The 21000-nt window shown below is 67.3% G+C and carries 13 protein-coding genes; 7 read left to right on the top strand and 6 right to left on the bottom strand.

The genetic code is table 11. The annotated features are described in order from the left end of the window. Window positions 1-75: 75 nt before the first annotated feature. Complete coding sequence (locus OHA40_RS32695; RefSeq protein WP_330230653.1) at window positions 76-984, top strand: AfsR/SARP family transcriptional regulator; 909 nt, start codon at window positions 76-78, stop codon at window positions 982-984. Between the two features lie 56 nt (window positions 985-1040). After that, the gene (locus OHA40_RS32700; RefSeq protein WP_330230654.1) at window positions 1041-3080 is read left to right on the top strand and encodes an ATP-binding protein; all 2040 of its coding nucleotides are present in this window, start codon (window positions 1041-1043) and stop codon (window positions 3078-3080) included. A gap of 127 nt (window positions 3081-3207) precedes the next feature. On the opposite strand, the gene OHA40_RS32705 is transcribed toward OHA40_RS32700, so the two are convergent. Next, entirely contained in the window at window positions 3208-8664 is a 5457-nt protein-coding gene (locus OHA40_RS32705; protein WP_330230655.1) for an ATP-binding protein, read from the bottom strand. 147 nt (window positions 8665-8811) lie between these two features. Between OHA40_RS32705 and OHA40_RS32710 the strand changes: the two genes are divergently transcribed. The 3 genes from OHA40_RS32710 to OHA40_RS32720 all read left to right on the top strand — a co-directional run bounded on the left by OHA40_RS32710 (window position 8812) and on the right by OHA40_RS32720 (window position 12583). Continuing rightward, entirely contained in the window at window positions 8812-8988 is a 177-nt protein-coding gene (locus OHA40_RS32710; protein ID WP_330230656.1) for a hypothetical protein, read from the top strand. Window positions 8989-9737: 749 nt separating this feature from the next. Beyond that, a complete protein-coding gene (locus tag OHA40_RS32715) occupies window positions 9738-11702 on the top strand; it encodes a glycoside hydrolase family 15 protein (RefSeq protein WP_330234463.1) in 1965 nt (654 codons plus the stop codon). Between the two features lie 302 nt (window positions 11703-12004). After that, on the top strand, window positions 12005-12583 hold the full coding sequence (locus OHA40_RS32720; RefSeq protein ID WP_330230657.1) for a DUF2165 domain-containing protein: 579 nt from the start codon (window positions 12005-12007) through the stop codon (window positions 12581-12583). A 49-nt stretch (window positions 12584-12632) separates the two neighbouring features. Here OHA40_RS32720 and OHA40_RS32725 read toward each other — a convergent pair whose 3' ends face one another. The 3 genes from OHA40_RS32725 to OHA40_RS32735 all read right to left on the bottom strand — a co-directional run bounded on the left by OHA40_RS32725 (window position 12633) and on the right by OHA40_RS32735 (window position 15522). Beyond that, the gene (locus tag OHA40_RS32725; protein ID WP_330230658.1) at window positions 12633-13559 is read right to left on the bottom strand and encodes a hypothetical protein; all 927 of its coding nucleotides are present in this window, start codon (window positions 13557-13559) and stop codon (window positions 12633-12635) included. Window positions 13560-13561: 2 nt separating this feature from the next. After that, on the bottom strand, window positions 13562-14611 hold the full coding sequence (locus OHA40_RS32730) for a 3-oxoacyl-ACP synthase III family protein (protein WP_330230659.1): 1050 nt from the start codon (window positions 14609-14611) through the stop codon (window positions 13562-13564). A gap of 74 nt (window positions 14612-14685) precedes the next feature. After that, window positions 14686-15522: an SDR family oxidoreductase gene (locus tag OHA40_RS32735; protein ID WP_330230660.1), complete on the bottom strand. Its 837-nt coding sequence runs from the start codon at window positions 15520-15522 to the stop codon at window positions 14686-14688. A gap of 506 nt (window positions 15523-16028) precedes the next feature. Between OHA40_RS32735 and OHA40_RS32740 the strand changes: the two genes are divergently transcribed. After that, window positions 16029-17015: an aldo/keto reductase gene (locus tag OHA40_RS32740; protein ID WP_330230661.1), complete on the top strand. Its 987-nt coding sequence runs from the start codon at window positions 16029-16031 to the stop codon at window positions 17013-17015. Between the two features lie 30 nt (window positions 17016-17045). Here OHA40_RS32740 and OHA40_RS32745 read toward each other — a convergent pair whose 3' ends face one another. Continuing rightward, window positions 17046-18161: a hypothetical protein gene (locus tag OHA40_RS32745; RefSeq protein ID WP_330230662.1), complete on the bottom strand. Its 1116-nt coding sequence runs from the start codon at window positions 18159-18161 to the stop codon at window positions 17046-17048. 676 nt (window positions 18162-18837) lie between these two features. Between OHA40_RS32745 and OHA40_RS32750 the strand changes: the two genes are divergently transcribed. After that, window positions 18838-20187, top strand: a complete 1350-nt coding sequence (locus OHA40_RS32750) for a family 1 glycosylhydrolase (RefSeq protein ID WP_330230663.1) — start codon at window positions 18838-18840, stop codon at window positions 20185-20187. Between the two features lie 48 nt (window positions 20188-20235). Here OHA40_RS32750 and OHA40_RS32755 read toward each other — a convergent pair whose 3' ends face one another. Continuing rightward, window positions 20236-20877, bottom strand: coding sequence for an antibiotic biosynthesis monooxygenase family protein (locus OHA40_RS32755; RefSeq protein ID WP_330230664.1), 642 nt, complete (start codon window positions 20875-20877; stop codon window positions 20236-20238). Window positions 20878-21000: the final 123 nt, after the last annotated feature.

Consider the following 21000-nt stretch of genomic DNA (forward strand, 5'->3'; position numbering starts at 1 on the left):
GCCAGCGGGTCGTCGCCCTCGACCCCATGCACCGGACACTCCTCGACGGCAGCCCGAAAAGCGAAGGACCCGATTATGTTTCGTGCCGCACGGGACGCCATGAGCGACACCTCGGCGGACGGCGCCGCGTTGCCGACACTGTTCTGCCGGATCCTCGGCCCGATCGAGATCGAGATCGACGGCGTGTCCGTCGATCTCGGCGGCCCTCGGTCACGGAAGCTGCTCGCCGCACTGTCGGCCGCGCGCGGTGCCCCGGTCGGGGACGCGGAGCTGATCGACCAGGTGTGGGGCGATGCCCCACCGGGCAACATCCCCCAGGCGATGCGCGCGATCGTCTGGCGGCTGCGCGCCGAGCTGGGCCCTACGGCCGGTCAGCGCTACCTGGAACGCAGCCGCGCCGGTTACGCGCTGACCATTCCGGGACCGCTGACCGATCACGGGCAGCTGCCCACCTTGGTCACCCGCGGACTGGCGCACCTCACCGAGGGCGATCCCGCGGCCGCCGTCGCCGATCTCGAAGCGGCCGTCGCACTCTGGCGCGGTGAACCGTGGGAAGAGCTCGGTTCCGCGCCGGAGTTGATCGGTATCAGGGCCAAACTCGCCGAATTGCACGACGTGGCGATCGAAGAACTGCCGGCGGCACGGATCGCCGTCGGAGACACCACGCGTGCCATCGCCGCACTGACCGAGGCGGTGGTTGCCGCCCCCTACCGTGAACGCCGCTGGGAGCTGTTGGCTCTCGGCCTGTACCGCAGCGGAAGGCAGGTCGAAGCTCTCGAGACTCTGCGCCGCGTGCGTAGACTGCTCATCACCGAGGTCGGCATCGAACCGGGTCCGATGCTGCGCGCACTCGAGCACGCGATTCTGCGACAGGACCCGAGCCTGCTCTTGCCGACGAGCGTGATCGAAATTCCGCCTGGCCCATCCGGTCGAGTTGCTGTTTCGGCAACAGCCTCCGAAACGACAGGGGCCCGCGTTCGGTAGCCTTGGCTGCGAGGGCTGACTCGCTGCCTGCCCTCGCCTGTTCGAGGAATAACGCCGTGAGGAGTCCCATGGGCTTGTCCCACGACGGTCCCGCGGTGCTCGCGGACAGTCTGGCTGTCGGGAGGGACCGCGCTTTCGTCGGGCGCGGCGATGAACTCGTCGCGTTCCGTGCGGCACTGGCCGGTGGCCCCGACGCGCGTCCGGTGCAGTATCTGCACGGACCGGGCGGGATCGGAAAGTCCATGCTGCTGCGGCGATTCGCGCGCGAGGCCAGGCAGGCGGGCCGCTCGGTGGTCGAGGTGGACAGCCGGACGGTGACGCCCACCCCGGAGGGCTTCGTGGCTGCCGCGAGTATTGCGGTGCACGAGCCGGGGGTGGTGCTGCTCGTCGACACCTTCGAAATGTCCCAGGGCCTGGAGGGCTGGCTGTGGGAGCGATTCCTGCCCCAGCTGCCCGCGGGCGCGGTCGTTGTGGTGGCGGGGCGGGTGCCGCCGGATCCGCTGTGGACCTCCGACCCGGGATGGGCCGATCTGCTCCAGGTCACGGCGTTGCGCAACCTCGCGCCGGACGAGGCGGCCGAGTTCCTGCACGCCCGGCAGGTGCCGGTCAGCGCCCAGCAGGCGCTGCTGGAATTCACCGGCGGCAATCCGCTCGCGCTCGCCCTCGCCGCGGCCGTCACGGTCCGGGACAACGCGGTGCGACCCAGCTGGAAACCCAACCAGGACACCATCGCCACGCTACTGCGCCAACTCGTCGGCGACACCCCGAGCCCCGAGCACCGCAGGGCGCTGGAGGTCTGTGCGCACGCCTACGTCACCTCCGAGTCGCTGCTGCGCGCGCTGATGGGCGAGGACGCCGCGGAACTGTTCGCTTGGCTGCGCGTCCAGCCGTTCATCGAGTCGACTGCCGCGGGACTGTTCCCGCACGATGTGGTCCGCGAAGCGCTGGAAGCCGACCTCAGATGGCGAGACCCGGAGGGCTTCGCCGACATGCACAACCAGATGCGGGAACTGCATCTCGCGCAGCTGCGCGCGGCACCGGATTCAAGTCTGCTGCCTGCCACCGGCGCGCTGATCTTCCTCTTCCGCACCGACCGGCAGATGTCGGAGTTCAACATCTGGCGTGAGGTCGGACTCGTGGAAGACCGGCCTTATCAACGGGCGCACCGCGAGCGCGTGCTGGAGCTGGTCGAGCAGGCCGAAGGGCAGGAATCTGCGTCGGTCGCCGCGTACTGGCTGGACCGGCAGCCCGAGGCGTTCCGGGTCTATCACTCGACACACACCGGAGAACCGGCCGGCTTCTCGGCCTGGCTCGAGCTATCGGAGCCCGTGGGATCGGATATCGATCCGGTTGTCGCGGCGGCGTGGCATCATGCCAGGGCGAACGGGCCCCTGCGCGCAGGTGAGTACATGGCGTTGGCCCGCTTCACGATAGATGCTGCGGCTTACCAGCGGCCCGCCCCCTCGACCACTTTCGCCCAGTGGCGGGCAACCGGAGAGATGATTCGCGGTGACCGGCTCGCCTGGTCGTACGTCGTGATGCGCGACGACGGATACTGGGACAAACACCTCGGCGACATCAATATGGTGCCCATTGTTGCTCCGCCCACCGTTGGCGATCACCGCTATGCACTCTTCGCGCACGATTGGCGTGCGCAGCCCGCGGGCCCGTGGCTGCAGGAAAAGTCGGATGCCATGCTCTCGGGTTCCACCATGGCCGGCGCACCAGTGCGCCGCCGCGGTGAGTTGGTCGTGCTGTCCCGTCCGGAATTCGATGGGGCGGTCCGCGAAGCCCTGCGTACGCTGCATCGACCCGCGGCGCTCGCCGACAACCCGCTCGCCCGCAGCCGCGTGGTACTCGAGAGCGGCAAGAACCTGCCCGAGATACTCGCGGGTGCGGCCGAGTCGCTGCAAGGCGAGCGGGGTGGCGAGAAGCTGTACCGTGCGGTCACGGTCGCCTATTTCAAGGGTGCTCCCACTCAAGAGGTGGCGGCCGAGCTGCTCGGATTGCCGTTCAGCACCTACCGCCGCCATCTCACCACCGGTGTGGAGCGGATGAGCGATCTGCTGTGGCATCACGAGCTGAATGGCCAGTGACGTTCTCACCGGGTTCAGGGCGCGGCACGACCCCCGCAGCGAACGGGGAGATCCGTCAGCTGAAGCGGGAGATCTCGGCGCCGGGGCGGAGCAGGCAAAACCCCGCCCCGGCTGTTCCACTGCCGTGCTAGCTCACCGAGGACTGGATGGCTTCGATGATGCGCGGACGGAGTTCGGCGGCGCGGATGACGGCATCGACGGAGCCGACCTCGACAGCCCGCTGGATGTTGTGCACGCCGTCGAACTCCGTGGCCACCTCGCCGAGCTTCTCCGCCCGGACCGATGTGCGGAGCTCATCGAGTTCCGCCGTCAACGCGGCGCGGTCCGCGCCAGCGGCGGCTGAGGCCCTGGCCTCCAGGTCCCGTACCCGCGAGTCGGCCGCGGTTCGGGCCTTGACGTCGCCGGAGAACACCGCCGCGGCGGCGGGGGCACCACCGAGTACCGAGGCGAACGAGCCTTCCAGCGCCAGCACGGTCATGTTGGGGTTCAGTGCCTTCGAGAACACCACGAACGCCCCGCCGTGATATCGCGAGATCACGCAGAACACAATGCGTCCACGGAAGTTCACGATCGCGCGGCCGATCTCCGCGCCGTATTCCAGCTGCAGCTTCCGCATCGACTCGGGCGAGCCATCGAAGCCGGACAGGTTCGCCAGCACCACGAGCGGCCGGTTACCGCTGGCCGCGTTGATTGCCCGCGCGGCCTTCTTCGACGACCGCGGGAACAGCGTGCCCGCGGTATAGGTGTCCGGGCCGTCGGTAGGCGGGAAGCCCCGCCGCGGTACCGCCCGTGACTCGATGCCGAGCAGGCACACCGGGATTCCGCCGAGATGGGCGTCCTGCACCACGGCCATCTCCGCGTCGGCCATGCCCGCCCAGCGTTCCAACAGCGAGTGGTCTTGGTCGGCGAGCGCCGCCATCACGCTGCGGATGTCGAACGGCTTCTTGCGGTCCGGGTTGGCCTCCGCGGAAAAGATCTCGCCGACGGTGGTGAAGTCGCTACCCACCATGGCATGCGGGAAGTCGGAGATGTCGCGGTCGACGGGGTCGGTCGTCTCCGCCCGCCGCGGTGTCTGCTCGCCAGGTGCGATGTAGGTGTGGTCGTAGTGCGACATCAGCACGTCCCGCGCTGCGGCCAAGTTCGGCGCCCAGTACTGTGCCTGCCCGTTCGGGCCCATCACCCGGTCGTAGCCGCCGATACCGAAGTTGTCCTCGGCCGACACGCCGCCCGAGAAGTCCAGCGCCTGCTTACCGGTGAGCACCATCGCCGAATCCGGGGTCATGACCAAGATTCCCTTGGTGTGCATGAGCATGGTCGCCTCGGCGTTCCAGTACGGCTGCGCACCGACATTGATGCCAGCGACGACGATATTGATCTCACCGCCGCCCTGGGTGAACTCGACGATCCGCTTGAGCGCGGCCGCCACCCAGTCCATGTTCTCCGTCCCCGACTTCATCGAGATGCGGGCGCCCGAGGACAGCGCGTACCACTCCAGCGGCACCCGCATATGCTCGGCCAAGTCCAGCGCGGCGATCACGCGGCGGCACTCCGGCTCCGACAGGGCACCGAGCGACTTCGTCGGGTCGCCGAGCAGCACAACCCTCGTAACGCCCTGCGGGTGCCGCGCGGTGGGTGTGGTGATCACGCCCGCGACGATCGCCGCGGTGTTGTGCCCCTTCGGCCGGTCGACCGGCACCAGCACGTGGTCGTCGTCGAGGTCGTGCTCGACGAAGTCGCCGAGCCGGTCGGTCAGCTGGTACGGGTACACCGTGTTGCGACTGCTCGCGCGCAACACCTTCTGCCGGTAGTCGTCCAGCGGCTCGAGCGGCTCGTCCGAGGGCTCGCCGATGGTCAGTTCGGTGCCGCCGGTGGCGTCGAAGGAAATCCGTACGGTGATCTTGGTCAGCTCGCCGCTCGTCCGGTCGCGCTGCCGCGCGATGAACAGAATCTCCTCCAGCCCGGCACCCGCGGTCGTCGGCAGCACACGCCCGGCGATCATCTCGAGCTCCGCACGGGTGATGTCACTCGGCGGCCAGACGTAGATCACGATCCGATTGATGTTGAAGCGCTTCACCGTCGGTCGCCGCGACTGCGCACGGCGGATCGAGTCGAGGCAGGTTGCGATGGTGTCCTCGGCCGTGGGCAGCGCGATCAACCTGCCGTCGTGGTCGCGCAACTCGGTCAGGTCACGTACCTGTGCGAACGCGACGAGGCGGTCGTCGGACGGGTTCTCCCGCGCCACGCATCGGAAGAGATAGACCTCCTCGTCCGACGACCGCAGCCGGGTGAGGTCGAACTTGCTCAGCCGCTCCAGTTGCATCCGTTGCGCGATGTACGGGTGCAGCCCTCGGATCAGCCGCTCTTCAGCCATCCCGGCTGGCGACGGACGGAACGTGAAGTGGTGGTGCATCACCGCACCGCCGCGGCCCGCGATCGCGACGGTGAGCCTGCGCACCCGGTCCGGCAGCGGGTACGCGCTGACGACCGCGTGCAGCGTGTCCGCCGTCACGTCCGAGTCCGCCGGCTGCTCCTCCCAGGCGAGGTAGATGTCGGCGTCGACGGTGTCCTCGCTGCTCGCCAGCTCCGCAAGCCCCTGCAACGCGCTACCCAGCGCCGCGAAGCCGACCGCGGACGAGATCACACACGACCCCGAATGCTGGGCGACCACGAACGCGCAACCGGCGACCTCACTGGTGCGGAGGCCGGTGAGACCCTTGTTGCCGTAATACCGCCGGGTCAGCACCTCCAGCATGATCGTATTGTCCAGATCGTCGCGGACCAGCCGCTGGCCGAGCAGCCGCACCAGCGGTTCGGTGCTGCGCACCATCTCGGCGATGCGCTCGGCGCGATCCGGCGCGTCGGGGTGTGCGTCCAGGTGGCGTAGATGCGCGCGGACGTTGGCATAGACGCGGGCCCGGTTACGGCGCAACAGCGGCTGGCCGAACCAGGCGAACACCACACCACGCGCGAGGTCCGCGACCACCGGGAAGCGAACCTGCGTGGCGGCAACCAGCCGCTCCAGCGCGAGGCCTGCGGGCTCGCGCAGCACCTCATCCGGCAGCGCCTCCCGCAGCCACACGCGCAGCAAGGTCGTGACGACCGTCGCGGCGTCGGACAGGCGTTGCTGGGCGAGGAAGATCCGGAACACCGCGGCTTCGAGCTCGGCGGAGCGCTCCAACTCGGTGACTCCGTAGTGCCCGAGGGCCTTTGCGAGCTTGGCCTGGAATGCCTCCGGCAACCCGGCCCGCTCGACGTCGAGGCTCTGCAGGTAGGTATGGAAGTACTCGCGGGCGCTGTGCACATGGCCGCCGCCGGCGCCGTCTTCGCCGGCCGGCTGGTTGCGGCCCAGCTCGGCGAGATCGGCGAAGACTTCGGCGAGTTCGAGTTCCTCGGCCAGCGGCCGGTGGCCGTCCTCGGTGGACACCCGGCGCGCGACGAGGTAGTCGTCGAGCACTCGGCCTTCGTCGTGCGGGTCGACATCGAAGCCGAGCAGCAGGCTGCGCAGGTCCTCCTGGCCGCGCGTGAGGCGCTCCCGTGCCGGGATCGTCCCGGGCGCCACGGGAAGGTCGAGTTCGACCGACTCGGCGGCCGAGCTCTCTTCGGCGTCGTCGGCGAGCGGCTCCAGCCGCAGCAGCGGCGCACCGGTCTCCACCTGCGAACCGACGGACACGACACATTCCTTCAGCCGCGCCCGGAACGGCGCCCGAAGCACCGTCTCCATCTTCATGCTCTCCAGCACCAGCACGGGCGCGCCCGCTTCGACCTCGGCGCCGAGCTCCAGCGGTGTGGCCACGACCAGCGCGGGCGCGGGCGAGCGGACGACTCCGCCTTCGTCGCGGTTGACCCGGTGCGTGACGCCGTCCACTTCGACCAGGTGGATCGGCCCGTGTGTGCCGGTCACCAGGCGGTACCGGGTGCCGTTGACGACGATCTGTCCGGTGTGCCGGTCGAAGCGGTCGAGCTCGACGTCGGCGGTGCGGACATCGTCACCCGCTTCGATGCCGACGCGGAACCGATGCGCGCCGACCCGCGCGACGCGCACACGGTAGTCGGCGCCACGCAGCTTCAGGTCCAGCGGTCGGCCGCTCTCGTGCTGCACCTGTGGCCGGCCGCCGAACGCCGTCGACAACAGCCGCTGCCGCTCGGCGCGCTCCTCCTCCTCGTATGCCTCGATGGCGGCGGCCGCCAGCGCGACAGCGGAGTGCCGGTGCGAGACGAGCCTGCCCTCGCCGCGGACGCGGTCGATCCAGCCGGTGTCCGCACTGCCGTCGATGACCTCGGGCTGGTCGAGCAGGTCGAGCACGAAACTCTTGTTCGTCGCGCCGCCCTCGATGATCACCGTGGTCTCCGCCATCGCCCGGCGCAGCCTACCCAGCGCCTCGTCGCGATCGCGGCCGTAGGCAATGATTTTCGCGATCATCGAGTCGAAGTCGGCGGGGATGGTGTCACCCGCGCTGACGCCGGTGTCCACGCGGATACCCGGCCCGGCGGGCAGGTCCAGCCGCGCGATGCGGCCCGGGGAGGGCGCGAAATCGCGGTCTGGATCTTCGGCGTTCAGTCGAGCCTCGATGGCGTGCCCGCGTTCCCTCGGCGGCTCGCCATCGAGCCTGCCGCCGGATGCCACCCACAGTTGCGCCTTCACCAGGTCGAACCCGGTGGTGGACTCGGTGATCGGGTGTTCGACCTGCAGGCGGGTATTGACCTCGAGGAACGCGAACAGATCGTCCCCGGGGTGGTAGAGGAACTCGACGGTCGCCGCACCGCGATAACCGACCGCGAGGGCCAGCCGTTCAGCCGACGCCGCGAGCTCGGCTGCCTGCTCCGGGCTGAGCACCGGCGAGGCCGACTCCTCGATGATCTTCTGATTGCGCCGCTGCACCGAGCAGTCGCGAACGCCGAGTGCCCATGCGGTGCCCTCGCCGTCGGCGATCACTTGGACCTCGACATGGCGGGCACCGGTGACCAGCCGCTCCAAGAACACGATGCCGCTGCCGAACGCTCGCGCGGCCTCCTGGCTGGTGCGCTCGTAGGCGTCGGCGAGCTCGGCCTCGTTCCTGATCACGCGGATGCCGCGCCCGCCGCCGCCCGCGGTCGCCTTCAGCATCAGCGGGTAGCCGATCTCGGTTGCCGACGCCAGGGCGGCGTCCAGGGTCTCGACCGCTCCGCGACTCCACGGCGCGACCGGCACACCGACCTCTTCGGCGATCAGCTTCGCGCCGATCTTGTCGCCGAGTTTGCGCATGGCCTCCGCGCTCGGCCCGACGAAGGTGACCCCGACCTTCTCGCACAGCTCCGCGAACGCCGGGTCTTCCGCCACGAAGCCCCAGCCGACCCACGCGGCGTCGGCTTCGGTCTCGACCAGCGCGCGCTCCAGCGCTTTCAAATCGAGGTACGGGCGCGCGGACGCGGGACCGAGATCGTAGGCGATATCTGCCGCGCGCACGAACGTGGCAGTGCGGTCGACGTCAGTGTGTAAGGCGACGGTCTCGATCGGCGTCCCCGTCTCCGCCGCCAGGTCCCGGGCGGCGTGAATGAGCCGCATCGCGGCCTCTCCACGGTTCACGATCGCGATACGGCTGAACAATCGACAGCCCTTTCTCTCCAAAGTGCTCGCCCGGTCGACCGGGCGAGGCTTGCGGCTCTCAAATTCGGGTGCTGTGTAGCTTTCTTCTGCCCATGCGCTTTGTATATCGGTGATCCCACCGCGCCGGTAACGGTAGTAGCAGCGCGAATGTCTGTCCCACGTCGGTGGGTGTCGGTGCGGATACCCCTGAGCACCATGCCGAGGGCAACTGCCGAGCCCGATGCCGAACCCCGCATCGACCACGCCCGAGTACCGCTGCGCGGACTGGCGGCGTTGGGCGCGCTCGAACTCAGGGACGTGAGCGCTGCGGCTCCCATGCCCTGAACAGTCCGAGCCACCAGCAGTGTCCCCCTCGTAGGCAAGCTCATCTCCCGGACCGGCCAGGTGAGCACGACAAGACCGGCCAAGAATACCCGCGTGGACGCTTCGAGACCCGTTTTCACGTTTGGGAGTGCCGTGTCCGCAATCAGGGGACCAGAACAACTGATGACCGGGCACAAGTGCTGCGACATCAGACATGCGCGGGCATCCAGCCCGGACGTCGCCAGCCGGTCGGTTCAACCCGTAGCGGCCGCCGATCCTGGATCGGCGGCAAGGGCCGCTGCGTTGCGACACGCCGATGAAGTTGTCATGCGCGCGAGTTCCCTGTCGCTCGCAGTCGCGGTTCTCGTGCCTGCGCGTGTCGTGCGGGATCGTTTGTGTTCGAACACATGTCGGCGGGCTCAGGGCCAATCGAGTTGGAAGCGGGCCGAATGGGGAAACTGTCGAAGCGGTACCGCTCTTTCCTCGCGGGCAATTGGCTCGGCGCCGGCTCCGCAGGCAACACGACCGGTTTGTCGACGGCTCGGACGACAAGCAACCCGGCACACAGAGCGCCTCGGATATCGATCAGCTAACGGTTGATCGGACGAACCGGCCGAGCGGCACGCAGGGCTTGCCGATCCGACCGGCAAGGTGGTGGGCTTTTGGAAACGCCACATCGCTCACGTCTCCGATCCCGCTCGCGGCCTGGTCGAGAAGAAGACGGTTCACCAGGCAATCGCGTGGATAACCAGCCAGATGTCAGCGCCGAGATGACGATGGAGCAGCACATGGACGACGAGATCGAACACACGCCGCGGCTCACGGCGTTCCCGCGTATCGACGACTACGGTTTCATCTCCGACTGCGAGGTCGCTGCCCTAATCGCCCCCAGCGGAGCCATCGAGTGGATGTGTCTACCCCGCATGGACTCCCCCAGTGTCTTCGCGGCCATACTCGATCGTTCCGCCGGCTCATTTCGGTTCGCCCCCGCCGACTTCGTTGTGCCCACCGATCGCCGCTACATCCCGGGCACGATGGTCATGGAGACGAGCTGGCGCAGTGGCGAAGGGTGGGCGACAGTGCGCGATGTGCTGCTGGTCGGGCCCTGGCGGCACCAGACACCCGGCCGTAGCGCTCATCGTCGGACTCCCACCGACTACGACGCCGAGCACATCCTGCTGCGGACGGTGCACTGTGAGACCGGCCAGATCCAATTCAGCCTCGACTGTCAGCCGGCCTTCGATTACGGCAGGCATCGCGTCCGCTGGGAGTACGTCGACAGCTACCACCTCGCGCAGGCCAGTGCCGACGGAATCGACCTGCGGTTGACGTTGAGCACCGACCTGCGGTTGGGGCTGGAAGGTACGCACGCGGTCGCCCGCACCCTGCTGAAGACGGGCGATACGCGCTTCTGCGCGCTCTCCTGGGGCAGCCGCGACGCCCCCCGTTCGGTTGAGGAGGCCGATGAACGGTTGCTGCGGACGATCCACCATTGGCGGCACTGGCTGGCGGGCGGGCGATTTCCGGACCACCCGTGGACAGCCCAGCTGACTCGGAGCGCGCTGACCCTCAAGGGCCTGACCTTCGCCCCGACCGGCGCCATCGCTGCTGCCGCCACCACATCGCTGCCCGAAACCCCAGGTGGAGAACGCAATTGGGACTATCGCTACTCGTGGATCCGCGATTCAGCATTCGCGCTGTGGGGCCTGTACACATTGGGCTTCACCTGGGAGGCGAACGACTTCTTCTCCTACATCCTCGACTTGGCCGAAGACGTCCGGGACATGCAGATCGTGTATGGCATCGGCGGCGAGACCGATCTCGGCGAGCAGGCTCTCACCCACCTGCGCGGCTATGACAATGCCGCGCCCGTGCGCATCGGGAACGATGCATACCGGCAACGCCAGCACGATGTGTGGGGCGCGGCGCTGGATTCGGTCTATCTCTATGCCCGCCACCAAGATCAAATCGATGCACGGGCATGGCCGCTGCTGGGCCGGGCGGTCAAAAGCGCCCTCACCTCTTGGCGCGAGCCCGACCATGGCATTTGGGAAGTTCGTGGGAAGCCGCAACACTTCACCTCCAGCAAAGTCATGTGCTGGGTTGCCGCCGATCGCGGTGCCCGGCTGGCCCGCATCCACCAGGACTTCGAACGCGCGCACCGCTGGCAACAGGCCGCCGATGAAATCCACGCCGACATATGCACGAATGCGGTCGATTCCCGACAGGTGTTCACCCAGTACTACGGCAGCACGGCGCTGGACGCTTCAACCCTGCTCATCCCCTTGGTTCGTTTCCTGCCCCCCGACGACGACAGGGTACGCAACACCGTGCTGGCCATAGCCGACGAACTGACCGAAGACGACCTCGTCTTGCGATATCGCGTCAGTGAAACCGATGATGGATGCGCCGGGGAAGAAGGCGCTTTCACGATCTGCTCGTTCTGGCTGGTCTCGGCGCTGTCGGAGATCGGCGAAAAGAAGCGAGCCAAACAGTTGTGCGAGAAACTCCTCGCCTACGCCAGCCCTCTGGGCCTCTACGGCGAGGAGATCGACCCGCGAACCGGCCGGCACTGGGGCAACTACCCTCAGGCGTTCACCCACCTCGCCCTGATCAACGCCGTGATGCACGTCATCCAAGACGAACAGGCCGTACTGCGGCAGGCACTCGGCGGGGAATCGATCGCCCCACGACTGGGTGAGGCACCCTACACACTGGGATACATCCACCGATAACCCCTGCGGATGCAGGCCATCACCTCCACGCCGGGCGTAGCCGGTCGGTTAGTGCCATGCGCCAGGACCAGCTCGGCGGAGCGTGCACATGCGGGACTGCCTGTCGCAGGCGCGCTACTTGCTGCGCTCGAGCTGAGGTGCGGCGCGGTCCGTGCGGCGTACCAAGGCGAGGACCTGATGGTCGGCGTCTGGCTGTTACTGGCGGTAATGTCCGCTGCGGCAACGGCGTTCATGTCGAGAAATCGAGGACGCCGAGGCCGCGACGGCCTAACTTGATGCCAGTCGATCTGAGGTAGGGATATATGAGACACAGTGGTGCACGGGTTCTCGACATCGCGGGTAGCCGTCGAACGGCCGTGGCGATACTCGCGGTGATCACCGGGTTCTACTATCTGTTCGTCGCGATCACCAACTGCGTGGACACCGACACAAATCGAAACGCGGTTGCCGCTGTGCTGTCGATGAGGTCGACGATCCACAATCCGGGGACGGACTGGCGGGCGATCACCAACAGCGGTGTCGCACTTGTCGCCTACATCCTGATCGTGATCTGGGAGTTCCTGATCGCCTTCGTACTGCTGGCCGCCGCGGCGGTATGGGGCCGAGTACTGACGGGACGGCCGCGCCGACTTCGCGCCGACCTCGGCGTGGCTGTGAGACTGTCGAGTCTGGGCTGGACGATGGCGGTCATGCTGTTCGCGGGTGGGTTCCTCACCGTCGGCGGTGAATGGTTCCGGATGTGGGCGAACAAGGAGGTGAACGCGTCCTCGGCTGCGCTGCAGAACTTTTTGATCGCCGCCGTCGGCCTGATCCTCGTTCACCTGCCGGACTCGATCGCCCCGCATCATGCGCCCATGCCACCGAAAGGGTCTCGACACTAGGTCAACTCACTGCGGGGCGCAGGCGGGTACCGGCCCTCACTTCTTCACTTCACCCGTAGGCGAGAGCCTTGGGGTGTGACGGCGACGCGAGCCGCGGGCGGTAGGCGAGACAAGCCGCCGATGCCCCGTCCACGGCCAGGAACACTACTGTGCGCGCAGTGTCGAGCAGGCCCGCATGCAGCGCGTTCAGGTAGGCATGCACCGGGGCCGCGGTGTATGGGTCACCGATCGATGGGTCGAGACCCACGACCGAGTGCGAGGTGATGACGAGTGCATCTGCCAAGCGGGCGTGGAATCCGGATGCCTGTGCAGGAGCCAGCAGTACTGCACGCCCCTCGGCGAAATCGCCTCCGTCGAGCCCTTCCTCGTCCAAACAGGCGCGCACGGCCGCGGTCGCCAGGTCGAGCGGGTCCTCGGCACCGGGACGAATACACATCGCGTGACGGCCACCTGTGCCGGCTTCCCCCAGCGCAACCCAGGCAATCGGGCCGGCCGCGCGGGCGGTATCGCAGGTATGGAGCCGACCGAATCCGCCCGCGCTGGGCGAAGTTCCGAGCAGCAGCGCGGCGCCGGTAGCGGTGTAAGGGAAATCGGCAACGCGCCGCTCGGTCGAGGGGTGGGTGTCGCCCGCGACGAGCAACGCGTACTCCACACCGCCAGTGGCGAGGAAGGTTTCGGCGGTCACGATGGCGTGCAGCAAGCCGGTGGCGCCGTTCATCAGGTCGAAGGAGAAAGCGGGGGTACGCCCCGCTTCGTAGGCAAGTCCCATGCCGATCCGCTTCTGGATGAGCGCCGACACCGCGGGCTCGGAGATGTTGCTGTCCCGGAAAACACCAGTGTTGATCAGCATTCCGATCTCGTCGAGGCGGACATCCGAGCGCTCTACGCAGGTGAGTGCCGCGCGAGCAGCCAGTTCGAAGTAGCTGCCGGTGTCGAGGTCGGAGTTCGTCGCGGCTGAGATGATCGTCGTTGCCATGCTCATCCCTCCAAACGCGAGATGGTCGCGGCGAGGTATCCGGAGACAGTTCCCGATGCCGCGGGGATCATGAGAATTTTCGACCCTTTGGGGATCTTTTGTTGCGCGAGATGTTCGTGCAGTACCAGAAAATGCGATGTTGTAGCCGTATTGCCGAAGTCGTGCAGCACGTTGAGAGCCTGCGGCATCGGCGTGCCGAAATGCCGTTCGGTCAAGTGCGAGATGTATTCGATGGCCGGAGCGCTGAACTGGTGGTGGATCCAGTAGTCGTATTTCTCGCTCTCCCAGGTGCGCCCGGTATCGGCGAGAAAGTCGGCCAAGCGGTCGATGGCCTGCTGATAGCGGGCTTCGCTCTGCATGGCGCGGTTGTCGGTGTACATCGCGATCCCGCTGGTGCGGTCACTGGGCATACCGATGCAGTGCTCGGCGCCCTCGGCCGCGGTCATGAGTTCGACGTAGTGGATCTCGTCGTTGTCGTCGCCGCGGTTGTCGAGCACGACCGCGACCGCCGCATCCCCGACCGTCAACGACGCGAATTGTGGGTCGTAGGGCTCGCTGATCTCGCGGACCGCTGTCTCGGCGATCGGCGTGATCTGCTCCCCACTGACCACCAGGCCGTTGCGCACCACACCGGCCTTGATCATGCGGTCGAGCACCATTACCCCGGTGATCATGCCGGCGCAGGCGTTCGAGACGTCGAAGTGACGCGCCGAGTTCGCGCCGATCGCGTTGCCCAGCATCAGCGCGAAAGACGGTGCATAACAGAAGATTTCCTTGCCATGGGTCCGAGTGATGGAGGCCGAGATGATGACGTCCAGCTCGTCGGCCTCGTAGTCGGAGTGCTGCAGACAGTCCTCTATCGCGCGCGACGCCAGCTCGAAGGACGATTCATACCGGTTCGGATCGGAGTTGTAGACGCGCCGATTCCTGATTCCGGTGATTCGCTCCAGATCAAATGACCTCGGCACCGTCAGCTCGGCGAGCAGATCTTCGGTGGAGCGGACAGTCGTCGGTGTGTACGAGCCGATCGACTCGAAACGAGTACGAAGCATGGACCCCTGCTTTCTGCTTCAGTCGGCGACAAAGGTTGTGTTGTGCTGGGCGACAACGCTGTCCTCGACTGCGTCTACCCGGACATCCCGACCAAGGACGCGCTGATAACGCACAGTTGCTGTCCGACCGCGTCGTCCTGTGCCAGGCGCGATGGAGCCTTGATGCGGTTCTTCTGGAAGTAGCAGCCGGTAACCTTGGCGACTTCAGGATCGGTGGCCAGATAGGTCAGTGCCCGGCCGCCCTCCGCGGCGGAGATCATGAAAAGTCGCTTGGCGACCGCGACCAAGGGCTGTCCGAACCACGGCATCGAATCCCAGATTCCGGTCGCCACCGCACCGGGGTGAAAGGCATTCACCGTCACCCCGGTTCCCTCGAGGCGTCGCGCCAGCGCCCGGGTGTAGAGGACATTTGCCAGCTTGGAGCGGCTGTACGCCTTCTCTCCCGAGTATCCGTGCCGGAAGCCCAGATCCGCGAAATCCATGGTGGCGCCGAACTGCATGACCGACGAGGTGAACACAATGCGCGACGGGGCGCTGTGCACCATCAGATCCGTCAGCAGTTCGGTGAGGAGGAAACCGCCGAGATAGTTGACCGCGAACGTGGCCTCGATACCGTCCTCGGTTTCGATTCGAGTCTTGTGGTAAGTGCCGGCATTGTTGGCCAGCACATCCAATTGGTCATACGCGGCAAGAACCGCCTTCGCGAGCTGCCGGACAGACGACTGCGAGGCGAAATCACACTCCAGCGTGTCGACGTCTGCCGCCCCCGCGGACCGCACCAGGTTCGCCGTATCGGACAATTTCTGCGGATCTCGCCCGACCAAGACAAGCCGGTTCCCCTCCGCCGCCAGCTGCTGAGCGGATTCGAGACCGATGCCCGATGTTGCCCCCGTGATCAGGATTGTCTTCACGGTCGACTACCTTGCCACAGAAGTTTCCTAGAAGATTGCTGACACGAGCCGATTGGCCCAGATTGCCGGGTTGCGCTCGAACGCGATGCACTGGAACGGCATCGGACAGTCGCCCAGGTCGCGATCCTCGACACCAGCCGGGGTGAGTGCCGAACGGAGACTCGGATCTCACCGCGGCCTGATCGTGTCGTGTCGGATGAGTTGGTGCTTGCCGGAATCGAGGATGCGCCGGATGCAGTGGCGGTCTGCTCCGCGTCGAGATCCCCGGTGTCGATCGCGTAGTCCTCGCGAGTTGGGCGAAGGCACCGTGCAGGCCGGTGATCGCGTCGAGATCCTTCAGCCTGTCGGCCGGCTTTATTCGACTCCCGGACCGATGCGGCCGCGCCGGTGTTGCCCGGGTCGCCTCGAGACCGCACGGCCGGTGTCGCCGTAGGACTGGTTGACATGGAGCGCGCTCCAGCACCTAGCGTCGCGGGCAGATGTTTCCGAGCTCAGGAGGTAGCGGCATGATCGACATTCCCACCCGGCATTTGGGCGAACTCGCGGTCCCCGCGCAGGGCCTGGGGTGCATGGGAATGAGCCACGGCTACGGCGCCACCGACGACGCGCAGTCGATCGCGACGCTGCACTACGCCCTCGACCTCGGGGTGACCTTCCTGGACACCGCCGACTTCTACGGTGCCGGGCACAACGAGGAGCTGATCGGGCGCGCCATCGCCGGGCGGCGCGACGAGGTGGTACTGGCCACGAAGTTCGGCTTCGCCAACCGCCTCGGCGAGCCGACCCGGGTCCGCGGCGACGCTGCCTTCGTGCGGCAGGCGTGCGAGGCGTCGCTGCGCCGCCTCGGCGTCGACCACATCGACCTCTACTACCAGCACCGGGTCGATCCACAGGTCCCGATCGAGGAGACCGTCGGCGCCATGGCCGAGCTGGTGCGCGCCGGGAAAGTCCGCCACCTCGGGCTGTCCGAGGCCGGTGCGCGAACCATCCGGCGGGCGCACGCGGTGCACCCGATCGCCGCGCTACAGAGCGAGTGGTCGCTGTGGACCCGCGACTTGGAAGCGGAGATCGCCCCGGTCTGCCGCGATCTCGGCATCGGCCTCGTCCCGTTCTCCCCGCTGGGGCGCGGCTTCCTGACCGGCCGATACAGCTCGATCGATAGGCTGGCGGAGAGCGACGTGCGGCGCAGCCAGCCGCGTTTCGCCGAGGGCAACCTCGAACGGAACCTGGCGATCGTCGCGAAGCTCGACGAGCTGGCTGCCGCGAAGGGCGTCACCGCCGGCCAGCTCGCTCTGGCCTGGGTGCAGCACCGGGGCGAGGACGTGGTGCCGATCCCGGGCACCCGGCGGCAGCGGTACCTGGAGGAGAACGTCGCGGCCCTGGCCGTCGAGCTGTCCACCGAGGACCTCGCCGCGATCGAGGCCGCCGCCCCGCCCGAGCAGGTCGCAGGCACCCGCTACGACGCGACCAGCCTCACCTTCGTCAACGGCTGAGGCCGAGAGGTTGGTGGCCATTGGCCACCGTCAATCGCGCGAGGGGTCGGGTTGCCATGGGACGTATGCCTGTCCATCGGCTTCGGCCGCTCGCTCGGCTGAATGTAGCTGGAATGGTGTGATGCCGCCGTCTTCCCACGGGCCGACCGCTCCGGCGGCGACCGCGGCGGATGCCTTGGGCGTCAGGCCGATGTCGTCGCGCACCACAGCGATCGGGCGGTCGGCGAGGGTGAACCAGTCCAGGTCGAGGAAGTCGTGGCTGCCCTGGGTGCGGGCGCCACGGCGCATGGCGTCGGCGAGGCGGTTGGCCATGCCCGCGGTCCGCAGGTGGCCTGCGTCGGCCTCGAACAGGCCGGCGCCGGCGCGCAGGTAGCCGGTTTCGAAGAGCGAGACCACCATGGCGAGGAGACTGAACGCGCGCGGGTCGTCGTTGGCGCGGGCCATGAAGGCGAAGACCTCGATCTCGTTCTCCAAGGTGGTGCCGTATCCGGCGAGCACGTGCACCCAATCGTGCTGGGCCAGCAGCGGTGGCGCCGAACCGGGCAGACCGGGGGTGACGAAGCCGCGATCGCGGTAGAAGTCGGCGACGCCGCGGCCGAGGGTTCCCACCGGCAGGTCGCGCAGCGACGCCCAGCGTGCGGCGAGCCCCGGGTCGTCGCTGACTTGGTCCCAGGAACTGTCCAGGCTCGGGGTGTGCAGCGCGGTGAGCCTGCGCGGGTCGAGGTCGCCGAGGTATCCGTTACGGGCGAAATCGACCGCGGCGAGATCGATGGCGCCTTCGGCGTACTGCTGCGCCACCGCGATCATGTCATCGTCGACGTCCAATGCGTCGGCGAACTCCCGCAATCGGGTCGCGACGACCGGCGGCAGCGGGCGCACCACCAGCGCCGCCAGCAGCATGGTCTGCACGATCCGTGCACGGAAGATCCGGTTGCGCCTGGCCAGTCCGACCGCGAATTCGGGCGCGGTGATGGGCTCCAGTATTGCCAACTCGACCGGGTGGCCGGTCATGGACAGGAACAGCGTGGGAATCAGCAACTGCTGCAACGGCGTCAGACCGCTCTCCCCCTGCGCGGCCGACACCACGCCGCGCGCCAGCAGCTGCACCTCGTCCGCGTCTGGCGGCGTCAGCAGTACATCGTCCATACGGGTCACCCTCCGGGGGTTCGAACATCGGTTGCTGCGGCACATTATCGATGCGAATCGGGTTCAGCACGTAATCGTTTCGCCCTCGGCGTAGTCGCTCGAGCAAGCGCCGCGCGGTCGTCCGGCACAGTCCGCTGTCCAGCTGTCCCTGTTGGTGTGTCGTGCCGTCATGCTCTCGGTCCCCCTGCACGCGACCGGGCTGAACGGCGCCCACCGTTCGATCAGCGGCGCTCAATCACATCCACACCGATTCGGCTCGCCGGTGGACAGTGCGGGATCTCGGTGCCGAGATCGGCATGTCCAAGACAGCTTTCGCGCGCAAGTTCACCGCCATGGTCGGACAGCCACCCATGGCCTATCTGACGTGGTGGCGGCGCAGCAGCGGAGCCCGGCTGCTGCGGGACACCGACGCACCGCTCGCGCCATTGCCACCCAGGTCGGGTACGCCTCGGAATTCGGCTTCGCCAACGCCTTCCGTCGGGAATTCGGCGTAGCACCCGGCCGGTTCCGCCGCGGGGCGCGCTCCCCCCGAAACGACAAACACCATGTAGCCGCGGTCAATGCGGTATAGGCCGGGCACCTTCTGCGAAGCTCTGGGGTGCCGCACCAGCCGAGTAGCTATCTCGACATGCGGATTTCGACGATCTGGAAGCGAGTATCCAGTTACCCTGAATCGATGCGATCCAGGTTTCGTCGGTACGTCCTGGCCGCGCTCGCCGCCGCGGCGTCGACTCTGCTGCTCTGTACGCACTCCCCGGCTACCCCACTGATACGGCCTGCCGCCGCCTTACCGCCACTCGACGAGGGATTCCTCTGGGGCGTAGCGGCCTCCGGGTTCCAGTCCGAAGGCCATGCGCCCGACAGCAATTGGACGCGTTACATCGCCGCGAACCCCAGTTACGACGAGCTTCACGATTCGGTCGACTTCTACGACCGCCATGCGTCGGACATCCAGATGGCGGCTGCGTTGGGCGTGCGGGTGTTCCGAATCGGGATCGAATGGGCACGGCTGCAGCCTGCGCCGGGGGTCTGGGACCCCGCCGCATTCCGTTTCTACGACGCGGTCATCGCCAGTATCGTGCGGGCCGGGATGCGACCGATGATCACCCTGGACCACTGGGTGTACCCCGGCTGGGCCGTCGACCGCGGCGGTTGGCGCAATCCGGGCATGGTGAACGACTGGCTGGTCAACATGCGCACGGTTGTCGACCGCTACGCATCCCGCAATCCGCTGTGGGTCACAGTGAACGAGCCGGTGGCCTACATCGTGCACGAGGCCCGCAGGGGCGCCGCCGACGCGGCCGAGATGCTGGAGCGGATCGCGCAGGCGCACAATGCCATCTACGACTACATCCACGAGGTCCGGCCCGGCGCGGAGGTGACCAGCAACGTCGGCTATGTCGCAGGCTCGGAGGCCCAGGTCAACGGTGCGCTGATCGACCGCATCGCGGACCGCCTCGACTATGTGGGTGTCGACTATTACTTCGCCTACGATCCCGCCCAGTCGCTGCTCTCGTCCATAGCGGCGGCGGCCGGATCGGCGATGCCCAGCCTGCCGGGTCCGCACATCTGGGAGCTGCCGTTGCGTACGGAGGGCATCTACTATGCGCTGCAACACTATTCGCGCCGGTTTCCGGGCAAGCCGCTCTACATCGTCGAGAACGGCATGCCCACCGAGAACGGCCGTCCGCGCGCCGACGGCTACACCCGCACCGATCATCTCCGTGACACCGTCTACTGGATCCAGCGCGCCAAGGCCGACGGTATGAACGTCATCGGCTACAACTACTGGAGCCTGACCGACAACTACGAATGGGGCAGCTACACACCACGATTCGGCCTCTACACCGTCGACGTGCGCGCCGACCCGAGCCGCACTCGCCATCCCACCGACGCGGTCGACACCTACACCGGGATCGTCGCGGCGGGCGGAGTCCCCGATGGCTATCGCCCCACCCGCAGCCCGGCCATCTGCTTCCTTGTCGATCCACCGGCCAGCTGCCTGAGCCCGGTCGCAGGCCCGTAGCGTGCCCCGATGGGCGCGGCGGTCGGCCAGCGGGAAGCGCATAGGCGTCTATGCGCTTCCGGGTACTTCGCTCACGATCTCGTAGATCGCGGTGTTGGGGGTGGCGTGCGTGCGAGCCGCGCCCGTCGCTGCCGTCATGGTCGAGTTCTGTGCGGCGGCTCGCCAGGCAGCCACGCTGTCCCAGTGGGCGATGTTGACCAGCCGGAAGCGAGCCTCCGCGGTGACGGCGCGGTGCAGGCGTACATCGCGGAAACCCGGAGCTGATCGCATGAGGCGGGCACGGTCGCTCCACCCGACGGCGAAGCTGTCCACCGCATCGGGCGAGATCTCGAAGATGTTCATGAAGGTGACGCCGGGGCCGTCGAATTCGCGATCCGTGGGCGGCCGGAAGTCGTAGATCGTTTCGTAGAGAGCAGTCGTGGCGCGGACGTCAGCGGGCAGTGCGTCCGACCACTGCTGCCTTCGGGGGTCCTGAAGTGCGGAGGTGGCCTGCTCGGTGGTGTCCCAGCGCGCGAAGTCCACAACCGGGAACCGGACGTCGGAGTCGATAGCGCGGTGCAAACGCGCTGCACGGAAACCGGCTGCGCCAGTGAGGTATCCGCCGAGGTCGCGCCAGTTCTCGATGAACTCGCCGATGTTCGCGGCGGGCAGTTCGAACACGTCGATAGTGGTGACTTCGTTGTCGGTCATGGGCCACAGTGTCCTCCCCGGACTGCGGTCGAGGTCAAGCGTCTTCGGTTCCGCTGTTGTCGATCTCGCAGTCGCGTGCGAGCGAGCCATGCATGCTCTACCATTCGGTGCTCACGGTTACCT

The organism is Nocardia sp. NBC_00508 (assembly GCF_036346875.1).
Taxonomy (GTDB): Bacteria; Actinomycetota; Actinomycetes; order Mycobacteriales; family Mycobacteriaceae; genus Nocardia.

Coding starts and splice junctions, on each gene's coding strand:
- OHA40_RS32730 (WP_330230659.1), bottom strand. CDS start 14,611: ATGCTTCGTACTCGTTTCGAGTCGATCGGCTCGTACACACCGACGACT.
- OHA40_RS32720 (WP_330230657.1), top strand. CDS start 12,005: ATGAGACACAGTGGTGCACGGGTTCTCGACATCGCGGGTAGCCGTCGA.
- OHA40_RS32695 (WP_330230653.1), top strand. CDS start 76: ATGTTTCGTGCCGCACGGGACGCCATGAGCGACACCTCGGCGGACGGC.
- OHA40_RS32715 (WP_330234463.1), top strand. CDS start 9,738: ATGACGATGGAGCAGCACATGGACGACGAGATCGAACACACGCCGCGG.
- OHA40_RS32750 (WP_330230663.1), top strand. CDS start 18,838: ATGCGATCCAGGTTTCGTCGGTACGTCCTGGCCGCGCTCGCCGCCGCG.
- OHA40_RS32740 (WP_330230661.1), top strand. CDS start 16,029: ATGATCGACATTCCCACCCGGCATTTGGGCGAACTCGCGGTCCCCGCG.
- OHA40_RS32710 (WP_330230656.1), top strand. CDS start 8,812: ATGTCTGTCCCACGTCGGTGGGTGTCGGTGCGGATACCCCTGAGCACC.
- OHA40_RS32745 (WP_330230662.1), bottom strand. CDS start 18,161: ATGGACGATGTACTGCTGACGCCGCCAGACGCGGACGAGGTGCAGCTG.
- OHA40_RS32725 (WP_330230658.1), bottom strand. CDS start 13,559: ATGGCAACGACGATCATCTCAGCCGCGACGAACTCCGACCTCGACACC.
- OHA40_RS32755 (WP_330230664.1), bottom strand. CDS start 20,877: ATGACCGACAACGAAGTCACCACTATCGACGTGTTCGAACTGCCCGCC.